Annotated in this window: 31 protein-coding genes; 12 read left to right on the forward strand and 19 right to left on the reverse strand. The window is 61.7% G+C overall.

Annotated features, from left to right (window positions below; all coding sequences use genetic code 11):
• The first annotated feature begins 44 nt into the window (after window positions 1–44).
• Together arfB and NKJ09_RS09675 are read left to right on the forward strand one after the other, a co-directional pair.
• Window positions 45–482, forward strand: a complete 438-nt coding sequence (arfB, locus tag NKJ09_RS09670; RefSeq protein ID WP_023718277.1) for an alternative ribosome rescue aminoacyl-tRNA hydrolase ArfB — start codon at window positions 45–47, stop codon at window positions 480–482.
• 131 nt (window positions 483–613) lie between these two features.
• Window positions 614–1231, forward strand: coding sequence for an alpha-ketoglutarate-dependent dioxygenase AlkB (locus NKJ09_RS09675; RefSeq protein WP_352484500.1), 618 nt, complete (start codon window positions 614–616; stop codon window positions 1229–1231).
• Here the strand turns inward: NKJ09_RS09675 and NKJ09_RS09680 are convergent.
• The 15 genes from NKJ09_RS09680 to hisB all read right to left on the reverse strand — a co-directional run bounded on the left by NKJ09_RS09680 (window position 1194) and on the right by hisB (window position 13222).
• A complete protein-coding gene (locus tag NKJ09_RS09680; RefSeq protein ID WP_352484484.1) occupies window positions 1194–1895 on the reverse strand; it encodes a hypothetical protein in 702 nt (233 codons plus the stop codon). The genes NKJ09_RS09675 and NKJ09_RS09680 overlap by 38 nt on opposite strands.
• 75 nt (window positions 1896–1970) lie before the next feature.
• On the reverse strand, window positions 1971–3569 hold the full coding sequence (locus NKJ09_RS09685; RefSeq protein WP_352484485.1) for a hypothetical protein: 1599 nt from the start codon (window positions 3567–3569) through the stop codon (window positions 1971–1973).
• Between the two features lie 91 nt (window positions 3570–3660).
• Entirely contained in the window at window positions 3661–5235 is a 1575-nt protein-coding gene (locus NKJ09_RS09690; protein WP_352484486.1) for a hypothetical protein, read from the reverse strand.
• Window positions 5225–5620 (reverse strand): GtrA family protein, encoded by a 396-nt coding sequence (locus NKJ09_RS09695; protein WP_023718272.1) that lies wholly within the window; start codon window positions 5618–5620, stop codon window positions 5225–5227. The genes NKJ09_RS09690 and NKJ09_RS09695 overlap by 11 nt, the downstream gene beginning before the upstream one ends.
• Window positions 5621–5627: 7 nt before the next feature.
• Window positions 5628–6398 (reverse strand): class I SAM-dependent methyltransferase, encoded by a 771-nt coding sequence (locus tag NKJ09_RS09700; protein ID WP_023718271.1) that lies wholly within the window; start codon window positions 6396–6398, stop codon window positions 5628–5630.
• Window positions 6398–7405 (reverse strand): glycosyltransferase family 2 protein, encoded by a 1008-nt coding sequence (locus NKJ09_RS09705; protein ID WP_031193759.1) that lies wholly within the window; start codon window positions 7403–7405, stop codon window positions 6398–6400. The genes NKJ09_RS09700 and NKJ09_RS09705 overlap by 1 nt, the downstream gene beginning before the upstream one ends.
• A gap of 76 nt (window positions 7406–7481) precedes the next feature.
• Window positions 7482–8441 carry a type I pantothenate kinase gene (gene coaA / locus NKJ09_RS09710; protein ID WP_023718269.1) on the reverse strand — a complete coding sequence of 320 codons (960 nt, stop codon included), beginning with the start codon at window positions 8439–8441 and terminating at the stop codon, window positions 7482–7484.
• A gap of 18 nt (window positions 8442–8459) precedes the next feature.
• Window positions 8460–8786 carry a phosphoribosyl-ATP diphosphatase gene (locus NKJ09_RS09715; protein WP_254815934.1) on the reverse strand — a complete coding sequence of 109 codons (327 nt, stop codon included), beginning with the start codon at window positions 8784–8786 and terminating at the stop codon, window positions 8460–8462.
• A 36-nt stretch (window positions 8787–8822) separates the two neighbouring features.
• Window positions 8823–9617 (reverse strand): imidazole glycerol phosphate synthase subunit HisF, encoded by a 795-nt coding sequence (gene hisF / locus NKJ09_RS09720; RefSeq protein ID WP_023718267.1) that lies wholly within the window; start codon window positions 9615–9617, stop codon window positions 8823–8825.
• Window positions 9614–10450 (reverse strand): arginase family protein, encoded by an 837-nt coding sequence (locus NKJ09_RS09725; protein ID WP_352495251.1) that lies wholly within the window; start codon window positions 10448–10450, stop codon window positions 9614–9616. Before NKJ09_RS09725 ends, hisF begins: the two co-directional genes overlap by 4 nt.
• A complete protein-coding gene (hisA, locus tag NKJ09_RS09730) occupies window positions 10447–11196 on the reverse strand; it encodes a 1-(5-phosphoribosyl)-5-[(5-phosphoribosylamino)methylideneamino]imidazole-4-carboxamide isomerase (RefSeq protein ID WP_023718265.1) in 750 nt (249 codons plus the stop codon). The genes NKJ09_RS09725 and hisA overlap by 4 nt, the downstream gene beginning before the upstream one ends.
• A gap of 2 nt (window positions 11197–11198) precedes the next feature.
• The gene (locus tag NKJ09_RS09735) at window positions 11199–11489 is read right to left on the reverse strand and encodes a DUF1330 domain-containing protein (protein ID WP_352484487.1); all 291 of its coding nucleotides are present in this window, start codon (window positions 11487–11489) and stop codon (window positions 11199–11201) included.
• Window positions 11490–11492: 3 nt separating this feature from the next.
• Complete coding sequence (gene hisH / locus NKJ09_RS09740; RefSeq protein ID WP_352484488.1) at window positions 11493–12143, reverse strand: imidazole glycerol phosphate synthase subunit HisH; 651 nt, start codon at window positions 12141–12143, stop codon at window positions 11493–11495.
• A gap of 1 nt (window position 12144) precedes the next feature.
• Window positions 12145–12618 (reverse strand): DUF2628 domain-containing protein, encoded by a 474-nt coding sequence (locus NKJ09_RS09745; protein WP_352495252.1) that lies wholly within the window; start codon window positions 12616–12618, stop codon window positions 12145–12147.
• Between the two features lie 4 nt (window positions 12619–12622).
• Complete coding sequence (gene hisB / locus NKJ09_RS09750) at window positions 12623–13222, reverse strand: imidazoleglycerol-phosphate dehydratase HisB (RefSeq protein WP_023718261.1); 600 nt, start codon at window positions 13220–13222, stop codon at window positions 12623–12625.
• A 225-nt stretch (window positions 13223–13447) separates the two neighbouring features.
• On the opposite strand from hisB, the gene hslV reads away from it, so the two are divergent.
• From hslV to NKJ09_RS09795, 9 genes are all read left to right on the forward strand, one after another.
• A complete protein-coding gene (gene hslV / locus NKJ09_RS09755; protein ID WP_023718260.1) occupies window positions 13448–13999 on the forward strand; it encodes an ATP-dependent protease subunit HslV in 552 nt (183 codons plus the stop codon).
• Complete coding sequence (locus tag NKJ09_RS09760; RefSeq protein ID WP_352495253.1) at window positions 13989–14531, forward strand: GNAT family N-acetyltransferase; 543 nt, start codon at window positions 13989–13991, stop codon at window positions 14529–14531. The genes hslV and NKJ09_RS09760 overlap by 11 nt, the downstream gene beginning before the upstream one ends.
• Window positions 14532–14535: 4 nt before the next feature.
• Window positions 14536–15132 (forward strand): DUF2585 domain-containing protein, encoded by a 597-nt coding sequence (locus tag NKJ09_RS09765; protein WP_352495254.1) that lies wholly within the window; start codon window positions 14536–14538, stop codon window positions 15130–15132.
• A 4-nt stretch (window positions 15133–15136) separates the two neighbouring features.
• Window positions 15137–16450, forward strand: a complete 1314-nt coding sequence (gene hslU / locus NKJ09_RS09770) for an ATP-dependent protease ATPase subunit HslU (protein ID WP_023718257.1) — start codon at window positions 15137–15139, stop codon at window positions 16448–16450.
• A 184-nt stretch (window positions 16451–16634) separates the two neighbouring features.
• On the forward strand, window positions 16635–17594 hold the full coding sequence (locus NKJ09_RS09775; protein ID WP_352495255.1) for a DUF1402 family protein: 960 nt from the start codon (window positions 16635–16637) through the stop codon (window positions 17592–17594).
• Window positions 17595–17915: 321 nt separating this feature from the next.
• Window positions 17916–18926: an AraC family transcriptional regulator gene (locus tag NKJ09_RS09780; protein WP_352495256.1), complete on the forward strand. Its 1011-nt coding sequence runs from the start codon at window positions 17916–17918 to the stop codon at window positions 18924–18926.
• Between the two features lie 187 nt (window positions 18927–19113).
• A complete protein-coding gene (locus NKJ09_RS09785) occupies window positions 19114–19479 on the forward strand; it encodes a putative quinol monooxygenase (protein WP_023718254.1) in 366 nt (121 codons plus the stop codon).
• On the forward strand, window positions 19476–20219 hold the full coding sequence (locus NKJ09_RS09790) for an SDR family oxidoreductase (RefSeq protein ID WP_352495257.1): 744 nt from the start codon (window positions 19476–19478) through the stop codon (window positions 20217–20219). The genes NKJ09_RS09785 and NKJ09_RS09790 overlap by 4 nt, the downstream gene beginning before the upstream one ends.
• 112 nt (window positions 20220–20331) lie before the next feature.
• Window positions 20332–20979, forward strand: a complete 648-nt coding sequence (locus NKJ09_RS09795; protein WP_352495258.1) for a DUF1579 family protein — start codon at window positions 20332–20334, stop codon at window positions 20977–20979.
• Window positions 20980–21292: 313 nt separating this feature from the next.
• On the opposite strand, the gene NKJ09_RS09800 is transcribed toward NKJ09_RS09795, so the two are convergent.
• From NKJ09_RS09800 to NKJ09_RS09815, 4 genes are all read right to left on the reverse strand, one after another.
• Complete coding sequence (locus tag NKJ09_RS09800; RefSeq protein ID WP_352495259.1) at window positions 21293–21502, reverse strand: YjiS-like domain-containing protein; 210 nt, start codon at window positions 21500–21502, stop codon at window positions 21293–21295.
• Window positions 21503–21890: 388 nt separating this feature from the next.
• Window positions 21891–23120, reverse strand: coding sequence for an NAD(P)/FAD-dependent oxidoreductase (locus NKJ09_RS09805; protein ID WP_023718251.1), 1230 nt, complete (start codon window positions 23118–23120; stop codon window positions 21891–21893).
• A 2-nt stretch (window positions 23121–23122) separates the two neighbouring features.
• Entirely contained in the window at window positions 23123–23437 is a 315-nt protein-coding gene (locus tag NKJ09_RS09810; protein WP_023718250.1) for a MocE family 2Fe-2S type ferredoxin, read from the reverse strand.
• 40 nt (window positions 23438–23477) lie between these two features.
• The gene (locus NKJ09_RS09815; protein ID WP_051409640.1) at window positions 23478–24608 is read right to left on the reverse strand and encodes a fatty acid desaturase family protein; all 1131 of its coding nucleotides are present in this window, start codon (window positions 24606–24608) and stop codon (window positions 23478–23480) included.
• A 135-nt stretch (window positions 24609–24743) separates the two neighbouring features.
• On the opposite strand from NKJ09_RS09815, the gene NKJ09_RS09820 reads away from it, so the two are divergent.
• Complete coding sequence (locus NKJ09_RS09820; protein WP_023718248.1) at window positions 24744–25775, forward strand: LacI family DNA-binding transcriptional regulator; 1032 nt, start codon at window positions 24744–24746, stop codon at window positions 25773–25775.
• The last annotated feature ends 104 nt before the right edge of the window (window positions 25776–25879 follow it).

Below are 25879 nucleotides of genomic sequence, written 5' to 3' on the forward strand. Positions count from 1 at the left end.
GATCGGGCCTTTTCTTTTTTCGCCTGCCGCGCCATGACTGCGGCATGAACGCCGACGAAAAAATCATCATCACCGACGATGCGGTGATTAATCCGGGTGACCTGCACGAGGACTTCATCCGTTCGTCCGGCCCGGGCGGCCAGAACGTCAACAAGGTGGCGACGGCGGTGCAATTGCGCTTCGATGCTGCCAATGCACCGGGCCTGTCGGAGCGTGTGCGCGAACGGACCATCAAGCTTGCCGGCCAGCGCGCCACCAAGGACGGCGTCATCGTCATCGAAGCCGGACGCTTCCGCACGCAGGAGCAGAACCGGGCGGACGCCCGGGCGCGGCTGACGGCACTGGTCGCCAAGGCCGCCGAACCGCCGCCACCGCCGCGCAAGAAGACAAGGCCGTCCAAGGGCGCGGTCGAAAGACGGCTGAAGAGCAAAGCCGGGCGCGGCTCGATCAAGAAAATGCGTGGCCGGGTCGAGGATGACTGACAGCCGAATCGGCTTCGGATCCCAGATCGCCGGTGTGAAATGTGCAGCCACTGCCGGAGGCGGCTTTCGGGTCGCCGTTTTCGTTTGACGGTGGCATTCTGATTTTCCAGACCAACGGATCAAGCGACCCGATGCTCGTGCTGCCCAAAGGCGTCCGCCATATGCCTGGTTACCTGTCGCGCGCCATGCAGGAAGTGCTGGTGGAAGATATCAGGGAGGTCGTGCAGGAAGCCCCCCTGTTCGTGCCGGCGATGCCGCGTACCGGCAAGGAGATGAGCGTGCGCATGACCAATTGCGGCCCGCTGGGCTGGGTCACCGACAAGGAGCACGGCTATCGCTACCAGCCGACTCACCCGGTGACCGGAAGGCCATGGCCGCCGATCCCGGAGATGCTGCTCGAACTGTGGCGGGACGTATCTGCCTATGCGCACCCGCCGGAGGCCTGCCTGGTCAATTTCTATTCCCAGGATGCCAAGATGGGTCTTCACCAGGATCGCGACGAGAGCGATTTCTCCGCGCCTGTCGTCTCGGCCTCACTCGGCGACGATTGCCTGTTCCGGGTCGGCCAGACCATGCGCGACGGCGCCACCAAATCGTTCAGATTGAAGAGCGGCGACGTCGTCGTGCTCGGCGGCGAAGGCCGCCTCTGCTTTCACGGCGTTGACCGCATCTACCCCTCGACCTCGGCATTGCTCAAGAACGGCGGCCGCATCAATCTGACGCTGCGTCGGGTGACGATGCCGAAATAGGCTGTTCGGGTGGCCGGTCGCCCGGCCGGACATAATCGTCGCGCAGATAGATGCGCTCGGTCTCGTCCTCGACGAGAATGCGATAGTGCGCCAGGATCGCGTCAAAGCCAAAACGCTCCATCAGTTGGCTTGTCCAAGGGCCATCATCTTTCCTGATAACTTTCGTAGAGATAATAATATCAGGGCGCAGACGCTCAAATTCTTGGCGTTTGCTTTCAGCGTAACGCTCCATGATCATCTCGTAATGCGTGGCTTGGGCGACGTCACGCGAAAGCGTGGCTTGCCGGGACAGGGCCATTGCAAACGCTCCAAGCCAGTCATTGGGATCGGCCGAAACGAACTGGCCGCCGATCATGCGGCTTAGTGGATGTCCAGTGTCTATATCTGGACTGATCAAGGCGACGTTTGGTCGATCGGTCGCGGCGCGTATCACGGCGACCAACACCGCGCCTGGCTTCTGAGTGCCCCAGTTCGGTAAGAAGGCAGCCACAATCGCCAGCGACACCAAGGCTCGCGGGGGAGCCGCCAGGCGGGAGAGCAGCCCTGCCGATTGCCGCTCGCTTCTCGGCAAGGCCAGCAAGCAAAGACTAGCCGCTACAGCGTAAAAAATCGATGGGTAGGCATGATACGTCCAGCCTTTGTCCTGGTAGAACAGCGGGAACAAGCCGGCAATAGATGCTGCCAGCGCTACGGCAGCCAGCTCTGGGAAATGGCCGACCGGCCACGACCACCAGCCGCGTCATGGTTTTTCCGAGGCCTTGCTCAATTCGGGTGGCCGGTCGCCCGACCGGACATAATCGTCGCGCAGATAGATGCGCTCGGTCTCGTCCTCGACGAGAATGCGGTAGTGCGCCAGGATGGCGTCAAAGCCAAAACGCTCTGTCAGTTGGCTTGTCCACATCGCGTTGTTTTTCTTGAAGACAATGATATCCGGGCGCAGACGCGCGAATTCTTTGCGTTTGCTTTCGACGTAACGCGCCATGATGGCCTGGTAACGCGTGGCTTCAGCGGTATCACCGGAAAGGGCTGCCTGCCGGGACAGGGAAAGCGCGAACACTCCGAGCCAATCGCTGACATGGGTCGAAACGAACTGCCCATCGATCATGCGGGTCAACGGATGTCCCGAGGACATATCCGAACTGATCAACGCAATAGTAGGCCGATCGGTCGCGGCGCGAATGGCGGCAACCAGCGCCGGCCCCGGTTTCTGGGTGCTCCAGTATGGCAAGAAAGCGATTGCCACCCCCGCCAGTGCCCAAGCTCGCGAAGGCGCCGTCACGAACGCCAACAGCTTCGACGGCTGCCGCACGATCCTGGGCACTGCCAGCAGGCACAAAATGGCTGCCACGGCGCAAAAGATCGCGGGATAGGCATGATAAGACCAGCCTTTCGCTTGGTAGAACAGGGGAAACATGCCGGCGATCGATGCAGCCAGCGCTACCGCCGCCAGCTCTGGAAACCGCCCGGCCGGCCACAGCCACCAAATCAGGAAGACGAGGAAACACCACGCGAAACCGTGGCCGATCACGATGGGCCAAAAGATGCCGAGCTTTCCATAAACATCCGCCAAGAGGGGATAGATGTCGCGCAGGAATTCCGGATGGATCAGCGTGACCGCGCCGAGATAGACAATGCAGATGCCGCCAATGACCCAGTGTTCCAGGGCGAAGATCGATTTCAGGCTGCGCCGGCGCACTGCAACGACCAGCGCTGGCGCCAACACCATGATCGCATAGTAGGGCTTGACCAGCAGCAAAATGCAGCCCGACAGGCCGGCGAGTACGGCGATCCCCGGGCCTGGTTGGGCGGCTGCATCTCTGCGCGCACGCCAGGCGTGAAGCGCAAGCAGCGGCATGAAAAGCGCCATGCCGATATGCTCTCGCTCGCTGAAGGCGTTGCCGGGGAAGATCACCAGCATTGCGCAAAACGCTGGCCCCAGTGCAAACAGTGATGCAGTTTCGGTGAAACCCCCGCGCTTGACGATCACGCCCGAGAGCGAAAGTCCGATAAGCACGGCAAGGTATGTCCAGGCCTCAACCAGGATTTCCGGGGCGGCGCCCAGCAATCTGGCCACAGCCACTGGCGGCAGATAGAGCCATACGCTGAATGGAGGGTTGGTCTCGTGGATCTGCGAGTAAAGCCGCTCACCGGAGAGCATCCGCTCGCATACCGTGATCAGCCAGCTAGTATCGGGAACAGTCCCCCAACGCCGCTGCCAGACGATGGAGAACACGGTGACTGCGGCAATGGCCAGGACATTGCGGCTAGGAAGCAGCGCCGCCGCGATATTCCGGCCGCGCCACCGGCTCAAGCCGTCAATGTCGTTCGAGACGCTCATGATGTTGCACCGAGGCTCTCGAGCTCGAGCCATACGTCGTCCAGCGGAGCGATTGGATCCAGCCGTGCCATGGTCTTCCGGGAGCCTCTGCTCAATTGGTTTGGAGCGGCGCAGGCGCCGTGTAACGCAGATAGACAGTGATTTCCGGCTCGTGGTGCAGCAGACGATAGTCGGCCAAGGCGGCTCCGATCCGCTTGTCCTGCAGCATCAGGGCTGTCCGCGCGGGCGAGCCTGACAGCACGACATCGGGCTTCTTCGCTGATATCTCGGCGGCGTATTCGCCGATCACCCGATCGCGGATGCTTTCAAGTTCCCGTCTCCGTTCGAGATCGCCGGTGGCGCGGGCGAGCGTGTCAGCGTTGGAGACCGCCCAGGCGCTCGGATGGCGTGATATGAACCTGCCGTCGACCAGCCTGGCGAGGGGATGGGCAACCTGCATCCGGTCGGCGATCGACATGATGGTCGGGGTTTCGACCGTTGCGCGGATCGCGGCGACAGAGCGCCCGATCGGGCCGTTGTCCGTCGTCAGCGCCGCGTACTGTGCCCTGACCGCTAGTTGCAGCACCAGCACGCAGCCGAAGATCAGGGCGGCCTTGCGAATGAAGCCTGCACTGCGGAATGTGCCGAACCGCAGAAGCTGGATGCCAAATGCAAGTGTTGCAACAACGACCATCGCCAGGGCGTGATTGGGCCAACCCTTGCCCATGACGATGAAGGCCGGAATGAACCCCAGTGCGGTCAGAAGCGGAATCCTGACGTCCCAGTTCGTCTGCCTCAGGCCGCCGGCCGCAAGCACGGTAGCGGCGGCCAGAAGCAGCACCACTTTCGGCCAGTTCGCCAGCATATCGGCGGTAGAGGCCCTCAACGGAAGATAGACCTCGCTGACCAAGGGCAGGACTTCGCTTAAATAAGCACGGTCGAAGAGCGCGATGGACGCGACATAGGCGGCCACGATCGTAGCGCCAAGCAGGTTCTCCACGACGAAGAGCGGTTTCAGCGACCGCCTTTCAACCGCAAGACAGAGTGACGGCAACATGAAGGCCAGCGCAAAATAGGGCGGCTTGACCATGACCACGATCGCCGCGCCGAAGCCCGCGACCATGTGCTCCAGGCGCGAGCCGGCGCTGAAATCCGGGTTCCGCTGACGTGTGCATTGCAACGCCACCCAAGGCAGAATGGCAATCAACGCGAAGTGCTCGCGTTGGCCGAATTGATCCGGCATGAAACAGAGAACCCAGCCCAGGGCCGCCGCTGCTGCCCGGAACGCATGGGGCTGCCGGTAAACCGGTTCATCGCGCGCGAGAATGCGGACAGAAACGAAAAGACTGGCCAGGCTCAGGCAAACGACACCAAGCGTCAGCCAGAATTCCGCACGTATGCCGGTGAGCTTTTCCAGGAGCATGAACGGCATGTAGAGCCAGATCGAGAAAGGTGGGTTGGTCTCCATGATGTCGGTGTTGAGCCGCTCTCCGCCAAGCAGCCGATCACAGACGACCAGAAGCCATGACACGTCGACATTGGTCGGTATCGCAATTGTTGTCAGCCAGACGGCGTATATGACGACCAGGCAGGCCAGCAGCAACGGGGCGCCCGCCACGCCCGCAAACGGCGAGAAACGGTTGGCACCGGGCAGCAGTTCACTGAGGGATCGCGCGCTAGAGACCACGAAACACCCAGCGTCCGAGGACGACATAGTTGATGACCGGCACGGCAATGCAGGTAAGCAGGATCGGGACTGCGGCAGGGACGCCGAGCATCTGGGTCAAAAGCCCCGGCAGGGCGATTGCGACAGCGAGGCCGGAAGCGGTGAGCAGGAGAAAGCGGGGCAGTTCCATCGCGTGGCTGCCGCCCGAGGTGAAGGTGAAATATTTATGCCCGGTGTAAGAAAACAGCGCGGCAACGGCGTAGGCCGCAAACGATGTGAGCGCCGCCGGCAGGGCCGCCGTCGCCTGCCCACGCGACAGCAGGAGAGCACAAACGGCATAGATCAGCGTCGACGCAATGCCAATTAGCGCAAAGCGCGATAGTCGACGATACGAACCGGTGCCCATTGCGCGGTCAAGCTGCCAATTTCTCGTCGAGGCGACCGGTTTCGACGGCGTCGTCCTTGCGGAATACCGCCAGCAGCGAAACACCGAAGGGCAGGCTTGCATTTGGTATGATGCGGCCTTCCGCCGAAAACACTGCCTTCATCGCCGCATTCAGTGGTTTCGACGGCGTTGCATGGCCGGCTGGCAAGGCGGGCTTGCGCAACCTATCCACCAGCCGTGCCAGTGCCGCTACAGGAAAGAGTGCGGCATTTGTGTAGCTCAGCCGGTCGATCCTGAAACCAGCCCTTTCAATTCGTTCACGCAGCAGATTGCGTGAATAGCGCCGCATATGATGCAGCCCCACATCATGCGTGCTCCACAACCATTGGTGTGCGGGCACCGTAAGGATGACGCTGCCGGCTGGTTTCAGCATCTGGCGGATCGCGGCAAGCGATGCCTCGTCTTCGGCGACATGTTCCAGCACGTCGAACAGGCAAACCAGGTCGCAGCTTTGCGGCGTGACAGGAATGTTGTCCGGCAGATGTCCGGCAAGGAAGTCGCGGCCGGTCTTTTCCCAGGCAATCCTGCGTGCGAGATCGCTCATCTCGACTGCCGTCACGGTGCCGAACTGCTCCAGCATCCGGATGTTGCCGCCGGTGCCGGCGCCGATCTCGACGATGCGCGCCTTTTCGGGCAGGTCGATGCTGCGAATGACCGCCTCTGCGATGGCGCGACGCCCGCAGAACCACCAATGCTCGTCTTCGGTGGCGGCCATCTGTCGGTAGGCGTCGAGCTCCATTAGCTCATTCCCTCATATTTGCGGCGCACAATGTAGATCGGACGCTGCTTGATCTCGGCGTAGACCCTGCCGAGGTATTGTCCGATGATGCCGATGCCGAGCAACTGGATGCCGCCAAGAAAAAGAACGCTGACCAGCAGCGAGGCGTAGCCGGGCACATCAACGCCAAAGATCATTGTCTTGGCGACGATCAGCAGGCCGTAGAGGAACGACAGCGCGGAAATCGTCGCGCCGACATAGGTCCAGATTTCAAGCGGAGCGGTGGAGAAGCTGGTGATGCCTTCGAGCGCGAAGTTCCACAGCTTCCAGCCGGAGAATTTCGACTGGCCGGCGATCCGCTGATCGCGGACATATTCGACGCTTGCGGTGCGGAACCCGACCCAGGCGAACAGGCCCTTCATGAAACGACGGCGTTCGGGCAAAGACCGCAGCGCCTGGATGACCTGACGGTCGATCAAACGGAAGTCGCCGACATCGTGCGGGATCTTCTGCTGCGCGATCCAGTTGTGAACGCGGTAGAACATCGAGGCGGAGCGCTGCTTGAGAAAGCTGTCGCTCGACCGGTTGGCTCGCTTGGCAAGAACAACCTCGAACCCCTCGCGCCACTTTTCCACAAGCAAGGGGATGACATGCGGCGGATCCTGCATATCGACGTCCATCGGGATCGCGGCATCGGCATCGCAGCTGTCGAGGCCCGCGGTCATCGCGGCTTCCTTGCCGAAATTGCGTGAAAGGTCGATTATGTGGATGCGAGGGTCTGCTTGTTGGGCTTCGATCAGCTTTTCGAGCGTCGTATCGCTGCTGCCGTCGTTGACGAAGATGAACTCGAGGGCAACGCCATTGTCCTTCAGCGGAGCGGTGCTTTCGCACACCGCCTTCAGGAACGGGGCAATCGCGCCTTCCTCATTGTGGACCGGCACGATCAGGGCAATCGTGGCGGCGCCGCTGCCCGGATGTGCGACGCGGTCCGCTGCCGGCCGATCAATATTTAGGAATGGCGCATTCATTGTTTGCCGAGCCCGCAGATCAGGCCTGACAATAGGAAGACGGGGTTAAGATGACTTTAAGGAATGAATCGGGATTTCACAGTTTTCGGAGCGCCACTTCCTCGACCAGATGATTGGCGCCCTTGCGCAGGATGAGATCGGCGCGGGCGCGGGTCGGCAATATATTCTCGCGCAAGTTCTTCAGGTTGATGTTGGTCCACAGGCCCTCGGCGATGGCGCGGGCCGCATCCTCGGAAAGTTGCGAATAGCGGTGGAAGAAGGAGGCTGGGTCGCGGAAGGCGGTTTCGCGCAGCCGCATGAAGCGGGCGATATACCAGTGATGGATAAGCGCCTCCTCGGCATCGATATAGATGGCGAAGTCGAAGAAATCTGACAGGAAAGGCACGATCTTGCCGTCCTTCGGCAGCTTGCCAGGTTGCAGGACATTGATGCCCTCGAAGATCAGGATGTCCGGCCTGTCGATGGTCTGGAACTCGCCCGGGATAACGTCATAGGTCAGGTGCGAATAGACCGGCGCGCGGACGTTGCGCTGCGCCGATTTGATGCCGGACAGGAAACGCAGCAGCGCGCCGACGTCGTAGCTGTCGGGAAAGCCCTTGCGCTCCATCAGATTGTTGCGGCGCAGGACTTCGTTCGGCAGCAGGAAACCGTCGGTGGTGACCAGATCGACCTTGGGACTCGACGGCCAGCGCGCCAGCAGCTCCTTTAGCACGCGCGCCGTGGTCGATTTGCCAACCGCCACGGAACCGGCAATGCCGATGATGAACGGTGTCTTGGCCACGTCCAGCGCGTTGAAAAAAACCTGGCGTTGCCTGAACAGGAGTTGACTGGCTTCGACATGGGCCGACAACAGCCGCGACATCGAAAGGTAGATGCGCTCGACCTCGTGGAGATCGACCGGATCGTTCAGCGACCGCAGACGACGGACCTCGTCCTCGGTGAGCGTCATCGGCGTATCGGCGCGGAACCGCGACCATTGCTCCGCCGAGAAGAACCGATAGGGTGAATACTTCTCGGTAGGAGCGAGCTGGTCCATCGAGTTCCTCCGCAGCGATCAGCCCCGGTCCAGCCGAGACGCCTTTTCGGCGATGCCCGAACGACCGGTGCGGCGTTCAAGCTCGTTGAGCACATCGCTCAGCGGAATGTCCGCTATGCCGAGAACGACAAGCCAATGATAGATGAGATCGGCGCTTTCCGAAACAAGCGCGTCCCGGTCGGCGCTGACGGCTGCGATCACCGTTTCGACCGCCTCTTCGCCGAGTTTCTGCGCTGCCTTGCTCATGCCGCGCTGAAAGAGCTTGGCCGTCCACGAATCCGGATCGCCGGAACGTGCGCGTTCGCCAATGATCTTCTCCAGATCGGAGAGTGAGAACTCGGTCATAACGGCGTTTACAGCCTCTTCTTAGCCGGAAAGGCTCTAGGACCGATTACCCGGCGAGTCCAGCCGCATCGGCAGTCCGGCCTGAGCCATATGCATCTTGGCTTCGGCGATGCTGTAGGTGCCGAAATGGAAGATCGAGGCTGCCAGCACCGCGCCCGCATGGCCGTCGCGAATGCCTTCGACCATGTGATCGAGCGTGCCGACGCCACCGGAAGCGATGACCGGCACGCGTACGGCGTCGGCGACCGCGCGGGTAAGCGCTATGTCGTAGCCGGCCTTGGTGCCGTCGCGGTCCATCGACGTCAACAGGATCTCGCCGGCGCCGAGATCGACGATCCGCCGAGCGAACTCGACGGCATCGATGCCGGTCTTCTCGCGGCCGCCATGGGTGAAGATCTCCCAGCGATCAGCCTCGCCCGCAGCGGACACTTTCTTGGCGTCGATGGCGACGACGATGCACTGGTTGCCAAACTTGTCGGCAGCCTCGGCGACAAAATTTGGGGTTTTCACCGCCGCCGTATTGATCGACACCTTGTCGGCGCCGGCCAGAAGCAGCTTTCTGATGTCGGCGACCTGGCGGACGCCACCACCGACAGTCAGCGGCATGAAACATTGTTCGGCCGTTCGGGTAATGACATCGAAGATGGTCTCGCGGTTTTCCGACGAGGCAGTGATGTCGAGAAAGCAGAGCTCGTCGGCGCCGGCCGCGTCATAGGCTTTTGCCGCTTCGACGGGATCGCCGGCATCGACCAGGTCGACGAAATTGACGCCCTTGACGACGCGACCGTTCTTGACGTCGAGACAGGGGATGACGCGGGCTTTCAGCATCAGATCCTCTCGATCGCCGCAAGAAGGTCGACAAGCAGCTGGCCGACGACGGACGGAACCTCGGACTGGGAATCAAAGGCCGGATCGTAGGCCGAGAGCGTCACGCCCACGATCGGGATGGATCTGGCCAGCCCGCAGGCAAGCTGCCGCAGCTGTTCCGGACTCGGACCGCCCGGATGCGTGTAGCGGTTCACCTGCAGCACATCCGGATCGAGGACATCCAGGTCCAGATGCAGATGTCCCCGAACAGCCCCTGCCGCTGTGAGCTTTCCCACCATATCGAGCGCACCGGCACATTCGGCGCGCACGATCGGCAAAGTTTCCAGCAGGCGCTTTTCGTCGGGATCGAGGTCGCGGGCATCGACCAGCATGCAGTGCGCCGGGTCCATCGGCCGGAATCCCGGAATTGCTGCCGCCATCGGACGCCAGCAGAGCCCGAGTGTCGCCGCCAGCGCCATGCCGTCGAGAAAGCCGTAGGCGGACGTCTCTGGCGTGTTGAGATCGCCATGCTGATCGATCCAGATAATCGAATCCGCGTCTTCACCGGCAACCGCACCGGCGGCGGTCAGGCAATTTCCAGCAAGGACAATGGGGAAGCCTCCTCCGTCGCGGGCGAGGCCGACCTTGGCCGCGACGGCGTTGCAGACGGCGAAGCCGGTTGCGATTTCGCGCCCCTGCTCGTCTCCCACCTTGCCGATATCTTCGACGGCGACGTCATGGCCGGCCACGGTCAGAGCTTCGACGAGCCCACCGCCGATGATGGCGTCCGGCCCCTGGCCGCACCCTTCATGATGGTGCCCGCTGTCATAGGGGGCGAGGATAATCGAGACTTTCATGATGACGCCCCTGCCATCGGTTTGCCACGCAGGATCGCCAGTGCCTCGGCCGGGTCGATGCGGCCGTCGTAGAGCGCGCGGCCGGAGATCGCGCCTTCGAGCTTCCGCGCATCGGGCATGGTCATGCGCACAATGTCGGCGATCGAGGCGAGCCCGCCCGAGGCGATGACCGGGATCGAAACCGCCTCGGCGAGATCGATGGTGGCGTCCCAGTTGATGCCGGTCAGCACCCCGTCTCGATCAATGTCGGTGTAGATGATGGCAGCAACGCCGGCGCCCTCGAATTTCCTCGCCAGTTCGATGACGCCGAGGCTCGAGGCCTCCGCCCAGCCTTCGACCGCGACCTTGCCGCCCTTGGCGTCGATGCCGACGGCGATCTTGCCCGGGAATGCCTTGCAAGCCTGCCTGACCAGATCCGGATCGCGCACCGCCACAGTGCCAAGAATGACGCGGGCCAGCCCACGGTCGAGCCAGTCCTCGATCTGCGCCAGAGTGCGGATGCCGCCGCCGAGTTGCACCGGGTTGTTCGTCGCCTTGAGGATGGCGCCGACTGCCGCGCTGTTGACGCTCTGGCCCTTGAAGGCGCCGTTGAGGTCGACGACGTGCAGCCATTCGAAGCCCTGCTCTTCGAAGGCGCGCGCCTGAGCGGCGGGATCGTCATTGTAGACCGTCGCGGTCGCCATGTCGCCATGCTTGAGGCGCACGCATTTGCCGTCCTTGAGGTCTATCGCCGGAAACAGGATCACCTTCAGGCGCCTTCGACGATGACAAAGTGGCCGGTCGAGCCGGCGAGCCTGTACTTCAAGGCCTCCTGGTATTCAGGCGAGCCGTAGCAGGCGATCGCCGTCTCGTAGGATTCGAATTCCACCAGCACGTGGCGATTGCCTGTCGGCCCTTCCGGGCTGGTATACCGTCCGGCGCGCACGGGAAACTTCGCGCCGTATTTCGCAAAAGCCGCGGCATTGGCCTCGATGTACTGCTTGTAGACCTCGGGGTCGCGGACATCGACCATCGCCATCCAATAGCCCTTCTTGCTCATGACCTAGGGCCTCCATTGCAGGAAGTTGGTGATCAAAGCGAGGCCGAGCGCCTGGCTCTTCTCGGGGTGGAATTGCGTTCCGGCGAGATTGCCGCGGGCGACAGCGGCCGTCACCGGGCCACCGTAGTCGGCGACCGCCAGCACCTCGTCCTCCTTCCGTGCATCGAGATGGTAGGAGTGGACGAAGTAGGCGTGCAGCCCCTTCCCGCCCGTCGCAATGCCGGAAAACAGCGGATGCTTGCGCTTCAGGTCAATCGTGTTCCAGCCGATCTGCGGGATCTTCAGTGTCGGATCGGCCGGCGTGATCTCCTTGACGTCGCCGGCGATCCAGCCAAACCCTTTCGTAACCGTTTTCTCCAAGCCTCGCTCCGACATCAGCTGCATGCCGACGCAGATGCCTAGGAACGGCCGTCCCTTGACGATCGCGACCTCCTCGACCGCTTCCCACATGCCGGCCACAGCGCGCAGTCCAGCGGCGCAATCGGCATAGGCGCCAACGCCGGGCAGGACGATGCGGTCGGCGGTCCTGACCCGCTCGGCATCGGCTGTGAGTTCAATCGCGGCGGCAATGCCGGCTTCATGAGCGGCACGCTCGAAGGCCTTGGTGGCCGAGCGCAGATTGCCCGACCCGTAATCGATGATCGCGACCCGCATCTCAGCGCTTTCCCGGAATATGGGTCAGCCCCAGTGCCATGCCCATCGGCGTCGGCCGGGCAAGTGCTGCGTCCGGGACGATGCGCTGTGCGGGGGACCGTGCATTCGAATCCGCATCGGTTTCCAACGCGTAGCGAATGTCGGCATCGTCGAGCCTGTCGGCCTCGACGACACCCCATTCACGCCAGCCACGGCGGCGCAGTGCTGCGATCCGCAGGGCCTGCCCTTCCAGTCCGACAAAGAGCATGACAAGGAGGGACAAAAGCGAGCCTGCGCTTTCCAGGCCCAGGCTTTCGCCCAGCATCGAAAGCAGGCCCATGGCGACAAAGGCCAATGCCGCCTCGACCCACAGCCGGTGCCAGGCCAGCCACAGCGGCGGCAATAGGAGGCCGAGCCAGGCAAAGCCGTCACGGACAAAGGTGGTGTCCACCCTTTCGCTGCGGCCTGGCGGTTCCATCGCGACATAGATGGCCATGGCGCTACCCTTTCAGGGATCCCTTGGTGGAGGGAACCGCGTCCGGCTGGCGCGGGTCGCGCTCGAGCGCCGAACGCAGCGCACGCGCCACGGCCTTGAAGCAGGTCTCGGCAATGTGGTGGTTGTTGGCGCCGTAATGATTGGTGACATGCAGCGTGATGCCGGCATTCTGCGCCAGCGCGTGGAAGAATTCGCGCACCAGCTCGGTGTCGAACGTACCGATCTTCGGCGATGAGAACGAAACATTCCAGACCAGAAAAGGCCGGCCGGAGACGTCGATCGCCGCCCGCGTCAGCGTCTCGTCCATGGCGAGATCGATCGAAGCATAGCGCATGATGCCGCGCCGCTCGCCCAATGCCTTGGCCAGCGCCTGCCCAAGCGCGATACCAGTATCCTCGACCGTGTGGTGGTCGTCTATGTGCAGGTCGCCCTTGGCCTTCACCGTCATGTCGATCAGCGAATGGCGCGATAACTGGTCCAGCATATGGTCGAAGAAGCCGACGCCCGTCGAAATGTCGGATTTGCCCGAGCCGTCGACCTGAACCGACACGGAGATGTCGGTTTCCTTGGTCTTGCGGCTTATCTCGGCGGAACGGGGCACCATGACCTCATCCTTGTCTCAGATTTGCACGATTCAGGCGTTCACATGCCTGAAAACGAAAGCCTTCTAGCAGCATGATCCGGCGATTGCCAGTTACCGCTGCGGAGCACTATCCGGCCCGGTGGATGGCCGGTTTGCAATCGTCTGGCCTATGCATACATATGGCCGATCAAGTCACTCGTAACGCGCCAATCGCCTTGATGGGATCGGTGCTGACCGGAGCAGAAAATGTCTAATGAACTGACCATGCATGCCACGACCATCCTAACCGTACGCAAGGGCGGCAAAGTGGTGATCGCCGGCGACGGCCAGGTCAGCCTCGGCCAGACCATCATGAAGGGCAACGCCAAGAAGGTGCGCCGCATCGGCAAGGGCGGCAACGTCATTGCCGGCTTCGCCGGCGCCACCGCCGATGCCTTCACGCTGCTGGAGCGGCTCGAAGCCAAGCTCGAACAATATCCCGACCAGCTGACACGCGCCTGCGTCGAGCTCGCCAAGGACTGGCGCACCGACCGCTATTTGCGCCGGCTGGAAGCAATGATGCTGGTGGCCGACAGGTCGGTGTCGCTGGCGCTGACCGGCACCGGCGACGTGCTGGAGCCCGAATTTGGCGTGATGGCCATCGGCTCCGGCGGCAACTACGCGCTGGCCGCGGCCCGCGCCCTGATGGATACCGATAAGGACGCCGAGGAGATCGCCCGCAAGGCGATGCAGATCGCGTCCGACATTTGCGTCTACACCAACAACAGCTTCGTCGTCGAAACCCTCGATGCCGCCTGAGCGGAGCCTCCGCTACGGTTTTCGGCCGGTGACCGAGAGGGACCTGCCGATGATCGCCGGCTGGCTTGCCGAGCCGCATGTCACCGAATGGTGGAACGACCCAGAGACCGAGATCGCGGAGATCCGCGAGCATATCGACAGCATTTCGGTCGAGCCGCTGATTATCGAGCTCGACGGCAAACCCATCGGCTATTTGCAGAGCTACGATCCGCATCTGGAGGACGGTCATCCCTATAGCGACCAGCCGTTCGGCACGCTCGGCATCGATCTGTCGATCGGCGTGCCGGAGCTTGTCGGGACCGGCCACGGCTCGGCGATCGTCCGGCAGTTCGTCGAGCAGCTTTTCGAGGAAGGTGCGCCGCGCGTCATCATCGACCCGGACCCGGCCAATGCACGGGCTATCCGTGCCTATGAAAAAGCCGGTTTCAGGGCTATCGATCGCAGGAAGTCGGAATATGGCGATGCCGTGCTGATGGCGATTGATGCCCCAGAGGGTGATGCCGAACAGGGTGACGCAGAAGAGGGGCAATAGCAGCATGAGCGTATCCAGCGACAAAACCGTCTCGGCCTACGAAGACAGTTGGCGAATGGGGCTTCTGTTGGTTCTCGGTCTGGTCATATTCCAGGCAGGGGTCCTCTACGGCATGGGGCGGACGCCGATTTGCACCTGCGGCTACGTCAAGCTGTGGCACGGCATCGTGCAGAGCTCCGAGAATTCCCAGCATATCTCCGACTGGTACAGCTTCTCGCACATCATTCACGGCTTCCTGTTCTATGCGCTGGCGTGGTTTCTTTTCCCGCGCTCGCCGCTCGGGCTCAGGCTGGCCTTTGCGGTGGTGATAGAGGGCGGCTGGGAGCTGCTCGAGAACAGCCCTTTCATCATCGATCGCTATCGCGCCGGCACGATCTCGCTCGACTATTATGGCGACAGCGTCATCAATTCGGTGTCGGACACGCTGGCCATGGTGCTGGGGTTTGTCATGGCGCGAAGGCTTCCTATATGGGTGATCGTAACCCTCGCCCTCATCTTCGAATTCGGTGTCGGCTATCTCATCCGGGACAATCTGACACTCAACGTGATCATGCTGCTGCATCCGTTCGAGTCCATTCGGCAGTGGCAAAGTGGAATTTAGTGACATGAGCACCTTCTCTCCCCGCGAAATCGTTTCGGAACTCGACCGCTTCATCATCGGCCAGAAAGACGCCAAGCGTGCCGTGGCGATTGCCTTGCGCAACCGCTGGCGCCGCCAGCAGCTCGAGGGCCAGATGCGCGAAGAGGTGATGCCGAAGAACATCCTGATGATCGGCCCGACCGGTGTCGGCAAGACCGAGATTTCTCGCCGCTTGGCGCGCCTTGCCGGTGCGCCTTTCGTCAAGGTCGAAGCCACCAAGTTTACGGAGGTCGGCTATGTCGGCCGCGATGTCGAGCAGATCATCCGCGATCTGGTCGAGATCGCCATCGGGCTGGTGCGCGAGAAGATGCGTGAGGACGTCGAGGCGCGTGCCCACATCAACGCCGAGGAAAGGGTGCTTGAAGCGCTCGTCGGCAAGACGGCGAGTCCGGCCACCCGTGACAGTTTCCGCAAGAAGCTGCGCGACGGCGAGCTTGACGACAAGGAGATCGAGATCGAAGTGGCCGATACCGGCAATGGCGGCATGCCCGGCTTCGAGATCCCCGGCATGCCGGGCGCCAATATCGGCGTGCTCAACATCAACGACATGCTGTCGAAAGCGATGGGCGGCAAGAAAACCAAGATGCGCAAGACGACCGTTAAAGAGTCCTACGGGCTGTTGATCAGCGACGAGTCCGACAAGTTGCTCGACCAGGACGAGGTGGTGCGCAGGGCACTCGAATCGACCGAGAATGACGGCATTGTCTTCCTCGACGAGATCGACAAGATCGCCTCGCGCGAAGGCGGCATCGGTGCCGGTGTTTCGCGCGAGGGCGTGCAGCGCGACCTGCTGCCGCTGGTCGAAGGCACCACGGTTGCGACCAAATACGGACCGGTGAAGACCGACCACATCCTGTTCATCGCTTCAGGTGCGTTCCACGTCGCCAAGCCATCCGACTTGCTGCCGGAATTGCAGGGCCGCCTGCCGATCCGTGTCGAGCTGCGGGCGCTGGAGAAGGACGATTTCGTCCGCATCCTCACCGAGACCGAAGCCAGCCTGATCAAGCAGTATATCGCACTGATGAAGACCGAGGGAGTCGACCTGGTCTTCACCGATGACGCGATCGACTCGTTGGCCGGCATCGCTGTTGACCTCAACGCCAGCGTCGAGAACATCGGCGCCAGGCGGCTGCAGACGGTGATGGAACGGGTGCTGGACGAGATCTCCTATGACGCACCGGACCGCAACGGCACCTCCGTGACCGTCGATGCCGCCTATGTGGAGAAGCATGTCGGCGACCTCTCCAGAAACACGGATTTGTCGCGTTTCATCCTGTAGGAGACGCTTCATCCTCAAAGAGGCCGGGGAATTGCTCCCGGTCTCCGCCAAATTCAGCCCGGCATTTCCGATGTGTGGCCAAATGGAAGCATCCGGCGAGCTTTCGTCCCGTCGGGTGCAGGCGTCTCTCGACTCCCGTTGGAGCATTACCTAGTTTGCCCGGCGACTATTTGGGCGGCGGCGCATGAAAAAACTGATCCTCGTCCTTCTCGGGCTGACGCTGGCGGCAGCCATGTTCGCCGCGCAAGCGGCAACCATGGTGCCGCCCGGCAACCGCAACACCGAGCAGCCCGACATACCGGGCGCATCCAGCCGGCGCACCCAGGCGACCAACACCACCTTCCAGGCGAAATACCGCAAAGTGTTTGCGCTGCTCCAGAACGATGCCGAGCTGCGTGGCAAGATCATGCAGGCAGCCGCGGCCTATGGCATCGACCCGATGCATATCGTCGGCGCCATCGTCGGCGAGCACACCTACAATGTCGATGCCTACGACCGGCTGCAGACCTACTACGTCAAGGCGATCTCGTATCTGTCGAGCAAACTCTCCTTCGCCTATGAAGGCGAAGACATCACCGATTTCGTGCAACGGCCGCAATTTGCCAAGTGCGCGGGCAAATCGGACAGTTACGAACTCTGGGAATGCCGCGAGCAGGTGTGGAACCGGTCGTTCCGCGGCAAGACCGTCAACGGCGAGAGCTTTCCCAACGACCGCTTCGGCGCGACTTTCTTCCAGCCCTATTATGCCGGCCAGACTTTTGGTCTTGGCCAGCTCAATCCGCTGACGGCACTGCAGATGAGCGATCTCGTGCACAAGGTTTCCGGCCTGCCGGAGCTCGACGTCGGCGACCCGAACGCGGTCTACAAGACCATCATGGATCCTGACCTGACCCTGCCTTATGTCGCGGCAACGATCCGGAAGTCGATCGACGCCTATAAAAGCATTGCCGGCTTCGACATCTCAGGCAATCCCGGCATCACGTCGACGCTCTACAATGTCGGCAATCCGGAACAGCGTGCCTATGCGCTGAAGGCCGAGAACGACAAGCGCCGCGCTGCGGGCGAGCCGGAAAAGCTGCCTGAGGAAAATTACTATGGCTGGCTAGTCAACGACAAGCTGCCGGAGCTGAAGGCGCTGTTTTAGCGGTGAAGGTCTGCGGTGGAGCCTGCGCCAGGAAATCGCCTATCTGCTTGAACTCTGTGGCTTCGAACCCGTCGATCCTTTCAAGGGATCGCCCCCGGCTGGGGAACAGCTTTGTCGCGCGCGCGATCTGATGGGCAGCAAGGGGTGGATATTGTTGAAAAAAGTCCGGCGCATCCCTAAGCGAACGCCGCCAGCAGAATCCCATTTCCATTGTCAGATCTCTTGCGGAATCTGGATCCGTAATAGGTCTCCGTTCGGTTGCCTACTAAGAGAGGTAACGGGATGCATAAGCGTATGCGAAGTTGGGGCAAAGGAGTGCAGATGAGTGATCCGCTTAGGTCCATTGATCGGCCCGGTTTAGGGCGTGCAACGATGGGCTACCAGCCGGCCGAGAATGATTTGTTGAGCGAGGTGCTGCGCGATCTACGCCTTGCCCATGCGAGATATGGCCGCAGCGAGTTGACGGCGCCCTGGGGCATCGCCGTGCCGTTCAGGGAGGGTGTACGTTTTCATGCGATGCTCGAGGGTCATTGCTGGATACAAGCCAAGGGCTTGCCGCCGCTGCTGCTCGAAAACGGCGATGTGCTTCTTCTTCCCCACGGAACAGAGCACACTATGTCCGATCGGCCAAAACGGCGAACCTTGCCGCTCGCCGATGTCAAACCAGCGTTGATCGGGAACGGAACTTACGAGTTGAAGTCTGGCGGCGGCGGCGCGCGATCGTTGATCGCATGCTGTACGATCGGCTTTGAGGGCCCGACAGCAAATCCGCTGCTGGAACTGCTACCTTCTGTGATGCACATCCGGCATGCCGAGCATGGCGATACTGACCTACCAAGCCTCATTGCGATGATGGCGCGCGAGGCTGAAGGGCAAAGAATCGGCTCGGCAACGATAATGGCGCGCCTTGCCGATATTGTCATGACGCAAGTAATCAGAACCTGGGTCGAGACATGTTCCGACGATCTGACTGGTTGGCTGGCGGCCGTGCAGGATCCACAAATCGGGTCGGCGCTTGCAAGAATCCATCGCTCCCCTGGGGAAGACTGGCCAGTCGATCGCCTGGCTGCATTGTCCGGGCTGTCGCGATCGAGGTTCTCGCAGCGGTTCAAGAGCCTGTTGTCGGTATCCCCCGCCCGCTATCTCCTGCAATGGAGGCTTCGGCTGGCGGCATCCTGGTTGCGTAACGGATATATGTCGCAGTCACAGATCGCATCGGAGTTGGGATATGAGTCCGATGCGTCCTTCAGCAGGGCGTTCAAACGCTTCATGGGTGTCTCACCCGGCGCTATCCGAGATTCAGGGCTGCGTGTGAGCGGAACAGAATCCTGATCGGGTTCATGCGAGGCTGTTTCGACCAGCCGCAGATACGCTCCTGTTGCGACCGCGTGTAATACGGAAAATACGCGCGACAAACGGTCAAATATTCAGTCGTTTCTGCCATAGCAACGCCATACCAGCATCTGCCAATTTCAATGGCCGCAACCACTTCGGTCGGCCGTTCCGGCAGGAGTACCACATGGCGCTGACGTTGCCTGATCTTCCTCGACCAACCGCTGGCGAAGACACGCCCTATTGCGTTATCGCTAAGCATCGCGCCACCCCCGGCCAAGGCTCCGCGCTTGTCGCCCGTATGCTCAAAGATCTCCAAGCGACGAGATCGGAAGCCAGCTGTCTTCAATTCCACATCCATCGAGATCGGACCGACCCCGATCTCATCGTTATCTACGAGGTCTGGCGCAGTATCGATGCACTCAAGAGCCACTTCGGCGAAGCCTATGTCCAGAGCTTCGTCGTAGATGCTGGTGAGCTCGAACCGGGCGACATGGAGACGCAGTGGCTGGAGATGCTGAGTCCGTATGCCAGCGGCAGAGATCCAGGATGAACGGTGACGAGCAGTCTCTTTCGAATCAGCGTGTCGTGATCGTCGGCGGGACAAGCGGCATGGGCATGGGTGCGGCCCGCGCAGCCTGTCAAGCAGGCGCCGACGTCATTGCGCTCGGGCGGCGCCCTTCAGCGAGAATGGTTGCAGAGCAAAGGGTCCACGGTTCGATCACGTTCCAGTCGCTGGACATGACCGATGATACAGCGGTCGAGCAAATGTTCGAAACACTAGGGACGCTCGACCACCTTCTCATCACCGCGACCCCGCCGAGTCCGGGAGGTCCCTTCCTCTCCCAGACGATGGCCAACGCGCAGGCCGTTCTGCACGGCAAGCTCTTGGGCAGTTGGTCTTGCGCGCGGCACGCAGCGCCTAGGATGCCGAAAGGTGGTTCGATCACATTCACGACCGGTGGCTTGGTGACCAAGCCTCGCATGGGCGCATCGATGATGATGGTCGCCTTTGCTGGTCTGGAGGCGCTGACGCGAGCCCTTGCGCTCGAACTCGGTCCGATCCGCGTCAACACAATCCGACCAGGCGTCATAGACAGCGAAATGTGGGCCGGCATGCCGCAGGCGAAGCGCGCGGCGTTTTTCGCGCTGGTGCGTCAGCGCTTCCCGGCAGGACGCGTCGGAAAAATCGACGATATCGGCAAGGCCGCACTTTTCCTGATGGCCAATGACTTCGTGACCGGCGCCGTTATCGAAGTTTCCGGTGGTGAAACGCTGGTCAGCATCGAATGACGGAGAGGTATGAGATGAGTATCCACGAGTTCACCCGACAAAATTCGCAACGATTGCCCCAACTGAGCGCGTCATAGCAATTCCCGGGCGAGCGATGAGCTGGAGATAAAGTATGATCAAGACACTACACGTTGCCCTATTCGTCGTTGCGTTCGTCCTCCCCATTCCTTTCGGCGCATTGGCTCAAGGCAGCTCGGCTGCAGCCGAGCCCCCGACCCAGTCGGAGTTGCCGAATTGGCTTCGCCGTGGATTGCCGGGCCCGGGGCATGAGGTCCTGGCGCCAATGATCGGCACCTGGCGCGTCCAGATGAGCTTCTACGGCACACTCGGCCGTAGCCCCGATCAGCCGCCGCTCGTGACGGACGATCTCATTAGCCATCGTCAGTGGTTGGCGGGCGGCCGTTACATCGAAGACATAATGGAGGGAACGCTGGATGGAGCGCCGGTCTGGCGCAAAGGATGGCTCGGCTACAGCATCATGGACGGACGTTACGAGTGGGTCACGATCGATCCTGTCAACACAACCATGATGTATTTTAAAGGCGTCCCTAATTCGGGGGATCAAAGGCCGATCAGCATGTCCGGCACCTTTACCGACCAGGGCGTGGCGGGCGAAGAAACAGTCGGCAAGCAGGTCGGCATGCGCACTGTAATCAAAATCGAGAACAACGATCGCCACATCATTGAGCTCTATTTCACGCGTCCCGGACAGCAAGAAACACTGGCAACGCGCGCCGTCTATACGCGACTGAAGGCGTGAGCGATCGCTCAAGGGTGGCTCGGACGTTGTAAGTAGCTTGCGCGGGTTCCATCGCTCGGCCGGGATATGCCGGGAAGGTCGAGTTCAGTTCCGACGATCTCAAAGCGTCCAGTTCGGCGCCTGGAACTGCTTTGAAAGACGACCGGACGCTGAGCGCCCGGCAAGTCAGAGATCGGACTCTGAACGAAGCGCGTTCTCGGAGCTGAGATGAGGATCAGTCCAGCGAACATTGCCCCGAGCAGGCACACCTCTCCGACTTCTGCGCCGATCGCGGTGGAGAGACCGGCCATCGCTAGCTCCTCTATCAACTCGCTCAGCCGGACGACAGGGTCGGCAGTCGAAGCAGGCTGGTTCTATCGACGGCGGCCGCCTTGCCACGGCCTGCCAATGCGGGATCGATTCCGGCATCGCGTAGCTGGCGGTCGCTAAGTTGAGCCAGCTCACGCCGTTGCGCTGCGGCCCTAAGGGATCGGGCGATGACCAGGTGCATAACACGGAGAACACACTGGACTGGAGGCGTCATGATAGCCTCTTTTCACAGAGCCCCGGCCGTCTACGGGCAGGGCGGCGGGCTGTGGTCAGCCCGTCTACTGAGGAGAGAGGGTCGCGCTGCGATTTCAGAAGGAGGAAATTCGGTTACATCTGAAACTCGGTTGGCTGGAAGGGGTCGTCTCGGCCGTGACGGCAAGCGCTTAGCTGACATCTGGGATCGAGATCGGATCATTCGCCTCATGGCAACCTTTCGGCGCAAAGTCGCGCGAACGACCCCGTTCCAACCCTCATGAGACGTTTCCATCGCGGGCAGGAACGACCGCTCAGGGTCGTCTCCCGCCATCAGGTGCAGGATTGTCACCACCAGAACGGCAAGCGCTCCGCAAGTTCTTTCAAATGGCTCTGGAACCCGCGCTGGCTCATGTCGCCAGCAGCGACTTCAGCTTGATCGTTTGCGAGCCTAGCGCTTCCGGCGCCGGCTTTGCCCTTTTCGCGATCAGCATCTCGGCCAGCCTTATGTCGCGGGCGACCGCGTTGCCGGGGCCGATGCCACTTGCCGCAACCAGCCTGCCGTCCTCGGCGAGATGGAACAGGATGAAGGCGCCGTCGCCGAGCTCGCGACGCACAATGCTGCGGCCTTCGTCCGACAGGCCGGCGATCTGCAAGGTCAGGCCGTACTGATCCGACCAGAACCATGGCACCGCCGCGTGGGCCTCGCCGGCGCCAAGCATGTTCCTGGCCGCAAGCGCGCCCTGCTCCTGCGCATTGCGCCAGGCTTCCAGCCGCACTCGCCGGCCGCCATAGATGGCGAGCGGAAACGAGCAGCAATCGCCGGCGGCAAAGATGTCGGGGTCGCTGGTGCGAAGCTCGGCGTCGACGGCGATACCATTGTCAATCGTCAGCCCTGCCTCCGCGGCAAGTCCGGTCACCGGCACGGCGCCGATGCCGATCACGGCAAGATCGGCGACAATGTCGTGTCCACCGGCAAGCACGATGCGCACTTCGGCGCCGTCATCGGCAATGGCGTCGATGCCCTCGCCGCACAGGATTTTTACGCCTTCGGCTTCATGCGCCTGATGGATAACCTGCGCGATCTCGGCCGGCACGCCGCGCATCAGAATGCGCGGCTGCGCCTCGATAACGGCAACAGTGGCGCCGAGCCTGCGTGCCGCCGTGGCGAGCTCGAGACCGATGAAGCCGCCGCCGATGATGGCGACGCGATTTCCGGCGCTGAGATGAGCGCGAATGGCCAGTGCGTCGTTGAAGGTCCGCAGATAGACGCAGCGCCCGCCAAGGCCCGGAATCGGCAGCTTGCGCGGCAGCGACCCTGTCGCCAGCAGGAGCTTGTCGTAGGCCAGGACCGAGCCGTCCGACAGGCGCACGACATGCGCCACGCGGTCGATCGCCATCGCCTGAACCGAATGGATATGCCTGATCGATCTTTCGGCCAGGACCGCCTCACTGGCGATCGCCTTGATCAGGGGCGCGTCGGCGACCATCGCGTCTTTCGACAGCGGTGGCCGCTCATAGGGCAGATGCGGCTCGTCGCCGACCAACGTCACCGGGCCATCATAGCCGAGCTCGCGCAGCGCAAGGGCGGCGCGCCCGCCGCATTCGCCGGCGCCAATGATGACCATTCCCTTCGTCATCATCAACCGATCCGGACAAGGACTTTGCCGGCGTCGACTTTGACCGGATAGGTCCTGAGATCGACGCAGACCGGCGCGCCCCTGGCAGCCCCAGTCTTGTAATTGAAGCGGCCATTATGCTTCGGGCATTCGATGATATCGTCCATCACCAGCCCGTCGGCCAGATGCACCTTCTCATGCGTGCAAAGCCCGTCGGTGGCGAAATACCCGTCCTCGGGGCTGCGGTAGATGGCGAAGGTGCGACCGCCATGGTCGAACCGCATCACATCCTCCTCGTCGATGTCCTCGGCGTCACAAGCCTCGACCCAGTCGCTCATTTGCGCCTTCCCCGATTCTTGGTGCCCCGGCGTAGGCTTGTCATTCAGCAGCCACCGCAACAGCAGCGTTATCGTTGTGGAAATCCTCGCGATAGGGCCTCGCCGTCGGCGGCAGTTCGCGCTTGATGAAATAATCCTCATTGCGCAGCTGGCGCAGGAAAGCCGGTATCATCTCGCGATAGCCGGCCAGGATGGACGGTGTCGGCGCCGGCAGATCGTGCTTGATCAGCTCATGCAGCCTGGGCAGCGCATGGTAGGGCACCATGGGGAACATGTGATGCTCGACGTGGTAGTTCATGTTCCAGTAGATGAAACGGCTTATCGGGTTCATGTAGACGGTGCGGCTGTTCAGCCGGTGATCGGTGACGTTTTCAGCCAGGCCGCCATGCTGCAGCAGGCCGACCATGACATGATGCCAGGCACCGTAAAGCCTGGGCAGCCCGACCAGCATCAGCGGCAGGAACGAGCCGGTAAGAAGCGCCAGCGCGACCGTCGCGGCATAGATCGCCGTCCAGATGCGAGCAATGCGGATTGCCTTCGGCTGCTCCTGGTCGGGAATGAAGGTTCTTTCGGCCGGACTGATGATGCCGGCCGCATTGCGCAGCATGTCGCTCATCGCATGCCAGGCATCGAGAATGCCGACGAAATTGAGCACGACGCGCAGCAGATCGGGCGGGCGCATGACCGAGATCTCCGGATCGCGGCCGACGATGATGGTATCGGTATGGTGGCGCGTGTGGCTCCAGCGCCAGGTCACCGGGTTGCGCATGATCATGAAGCAGGCGATCTGATAGACCACGTCGTTCATCCACTGCGTCCTGAAGGCGGTGCCGTGGCCGCATTCGTGCCAGCGTGAATCGGTGGAGGAACCGTAGAGGACGCCATAGACGAAGAAGAACGGCACGCACCACCAGCTGCCCCAGAACAAGGCGGCGCCCGCGCCGCTGAGGATCATGGCGCCGAGCCAGATGATGGTATCGCGGATCGCCGGGCCGTCGGAGCGCTGCATCAGCTCCTTCATCTGCTTGCGCGGCACGTCGGTGTGATACCACTCGGCCGCCGCCAGCCCGCTCTCGACGGCAAGCTTCGCGTCGCGGCCGACCAGGCTGTAGTCGCGTTGGGACGCTGCTGCTGAGGTTGTGTTCCCGGTTTGGAGTCCAATATCCACCATGGCGGAGGCCTCGATCATATTCGGTCAGTGTTCAAAATAACGCCGAGCGCTGATAGACTCAATATCACAAAGATAGTTTCTATCATTTTCCATCAGAATGGTTTAAAAGAGTCGGATAGTTGGAGCGAGGCAGCGATGGCGAAACGGCCGACGATCACCGACCTGGCACGCATTTCGGGGGTCAGCGTTGCCACCGTCGACCGGGTGCTGAACAACCGCTTGCCGGTGCGCGAGGAAACCGCGCGCCGCGTCTATGACGCCGCGACCAGCATCGGCTATCACGCGGCCGGATTGATCAAGCAGCGGATGCGCCATGAATTGCCGGAGTATCGCCTCGGATTTCTGCTGTTGCGGCGGGAAGACGTCTTCTACAGCGAATTTGCCCGCGAACTTGAACTGGCAGTATCGCAGTCGCCGCGCTTTCGAGGCGTGGCGACCATCGACTTCGCCGATTCGCTGGCGCCGGATGAGATCGTCGAGCGGATGCGCAAGCTGGCAGCCAAATCCAGGGCCGTCGCCTTGGTCGGGCCTGATCACCCGACGCTGACGGTGGCCGTCGAGGCGCTCAAAGCCAACGGCGTACCGGTGTTCTCCCTGCTTTCCGACTTTGCGTCCGGCATTCGCGAGGGCTATGTCGGCCTCGACAATCGCAAGGTTGGCCGCACCGCTGCCTGGATGATCTCGAAGGCCGCGAAGAGACCTGGCAAGGTCGCCCTCTTCGTCGGCAGCCATCGCTTCCACGGCCACGAGCTTCGCGAGATCGGTTTTCGCTCCTTTTTTCGCGAGCAAGCGCCGGAATTCACTCTCCTTGAGACGTTGGTCAATCTGGAAGCGAACCAGATCACGCATGATGCAATGATCGAGCTTCTGGCCCGCCACCCCGATCTTGCCGGCTGCTATGTCGCCGGTGGCGGCATGGAAGGCGCGATCTCGGCGCTGAGGGAGGCAAAGCCGGCAGAGATGCCAGCGGTCGTCTGCAACGAGATCACGCCTGACTCCCGCGCGGCGCTGGCGGATAATTTCCTGACGATGGTGATCTCGACGCCTCTGGCAGCGCTTTGCCGCGAGCTTGTCGGGCTGATGGCGCATGCCATCGAGACCGGCGCCGCGAATGCGCCGGGTCAGACCTTTCTGCCCTTCGACATTTATCTGCCGGAAAACATCTGACGTCGCGGTCATTGGCGGCAGACATGATGTAATCTATCAGAACGCTTTCAGGCCTGGCTTGCCTGAGCGTTCGTCTAAAAGAGCTCGAAATGCCGAAAATCCAT

This window comes from Mesorhizobium sp. M0189 (assembly GCF_040322135.1).
Classification (GTDB): domain Bacteria; phylum Pseudomonadota; class Alphaproteobacteria; order Rhizobiales; family Rhizobiaceae; genus Mesorhizobium.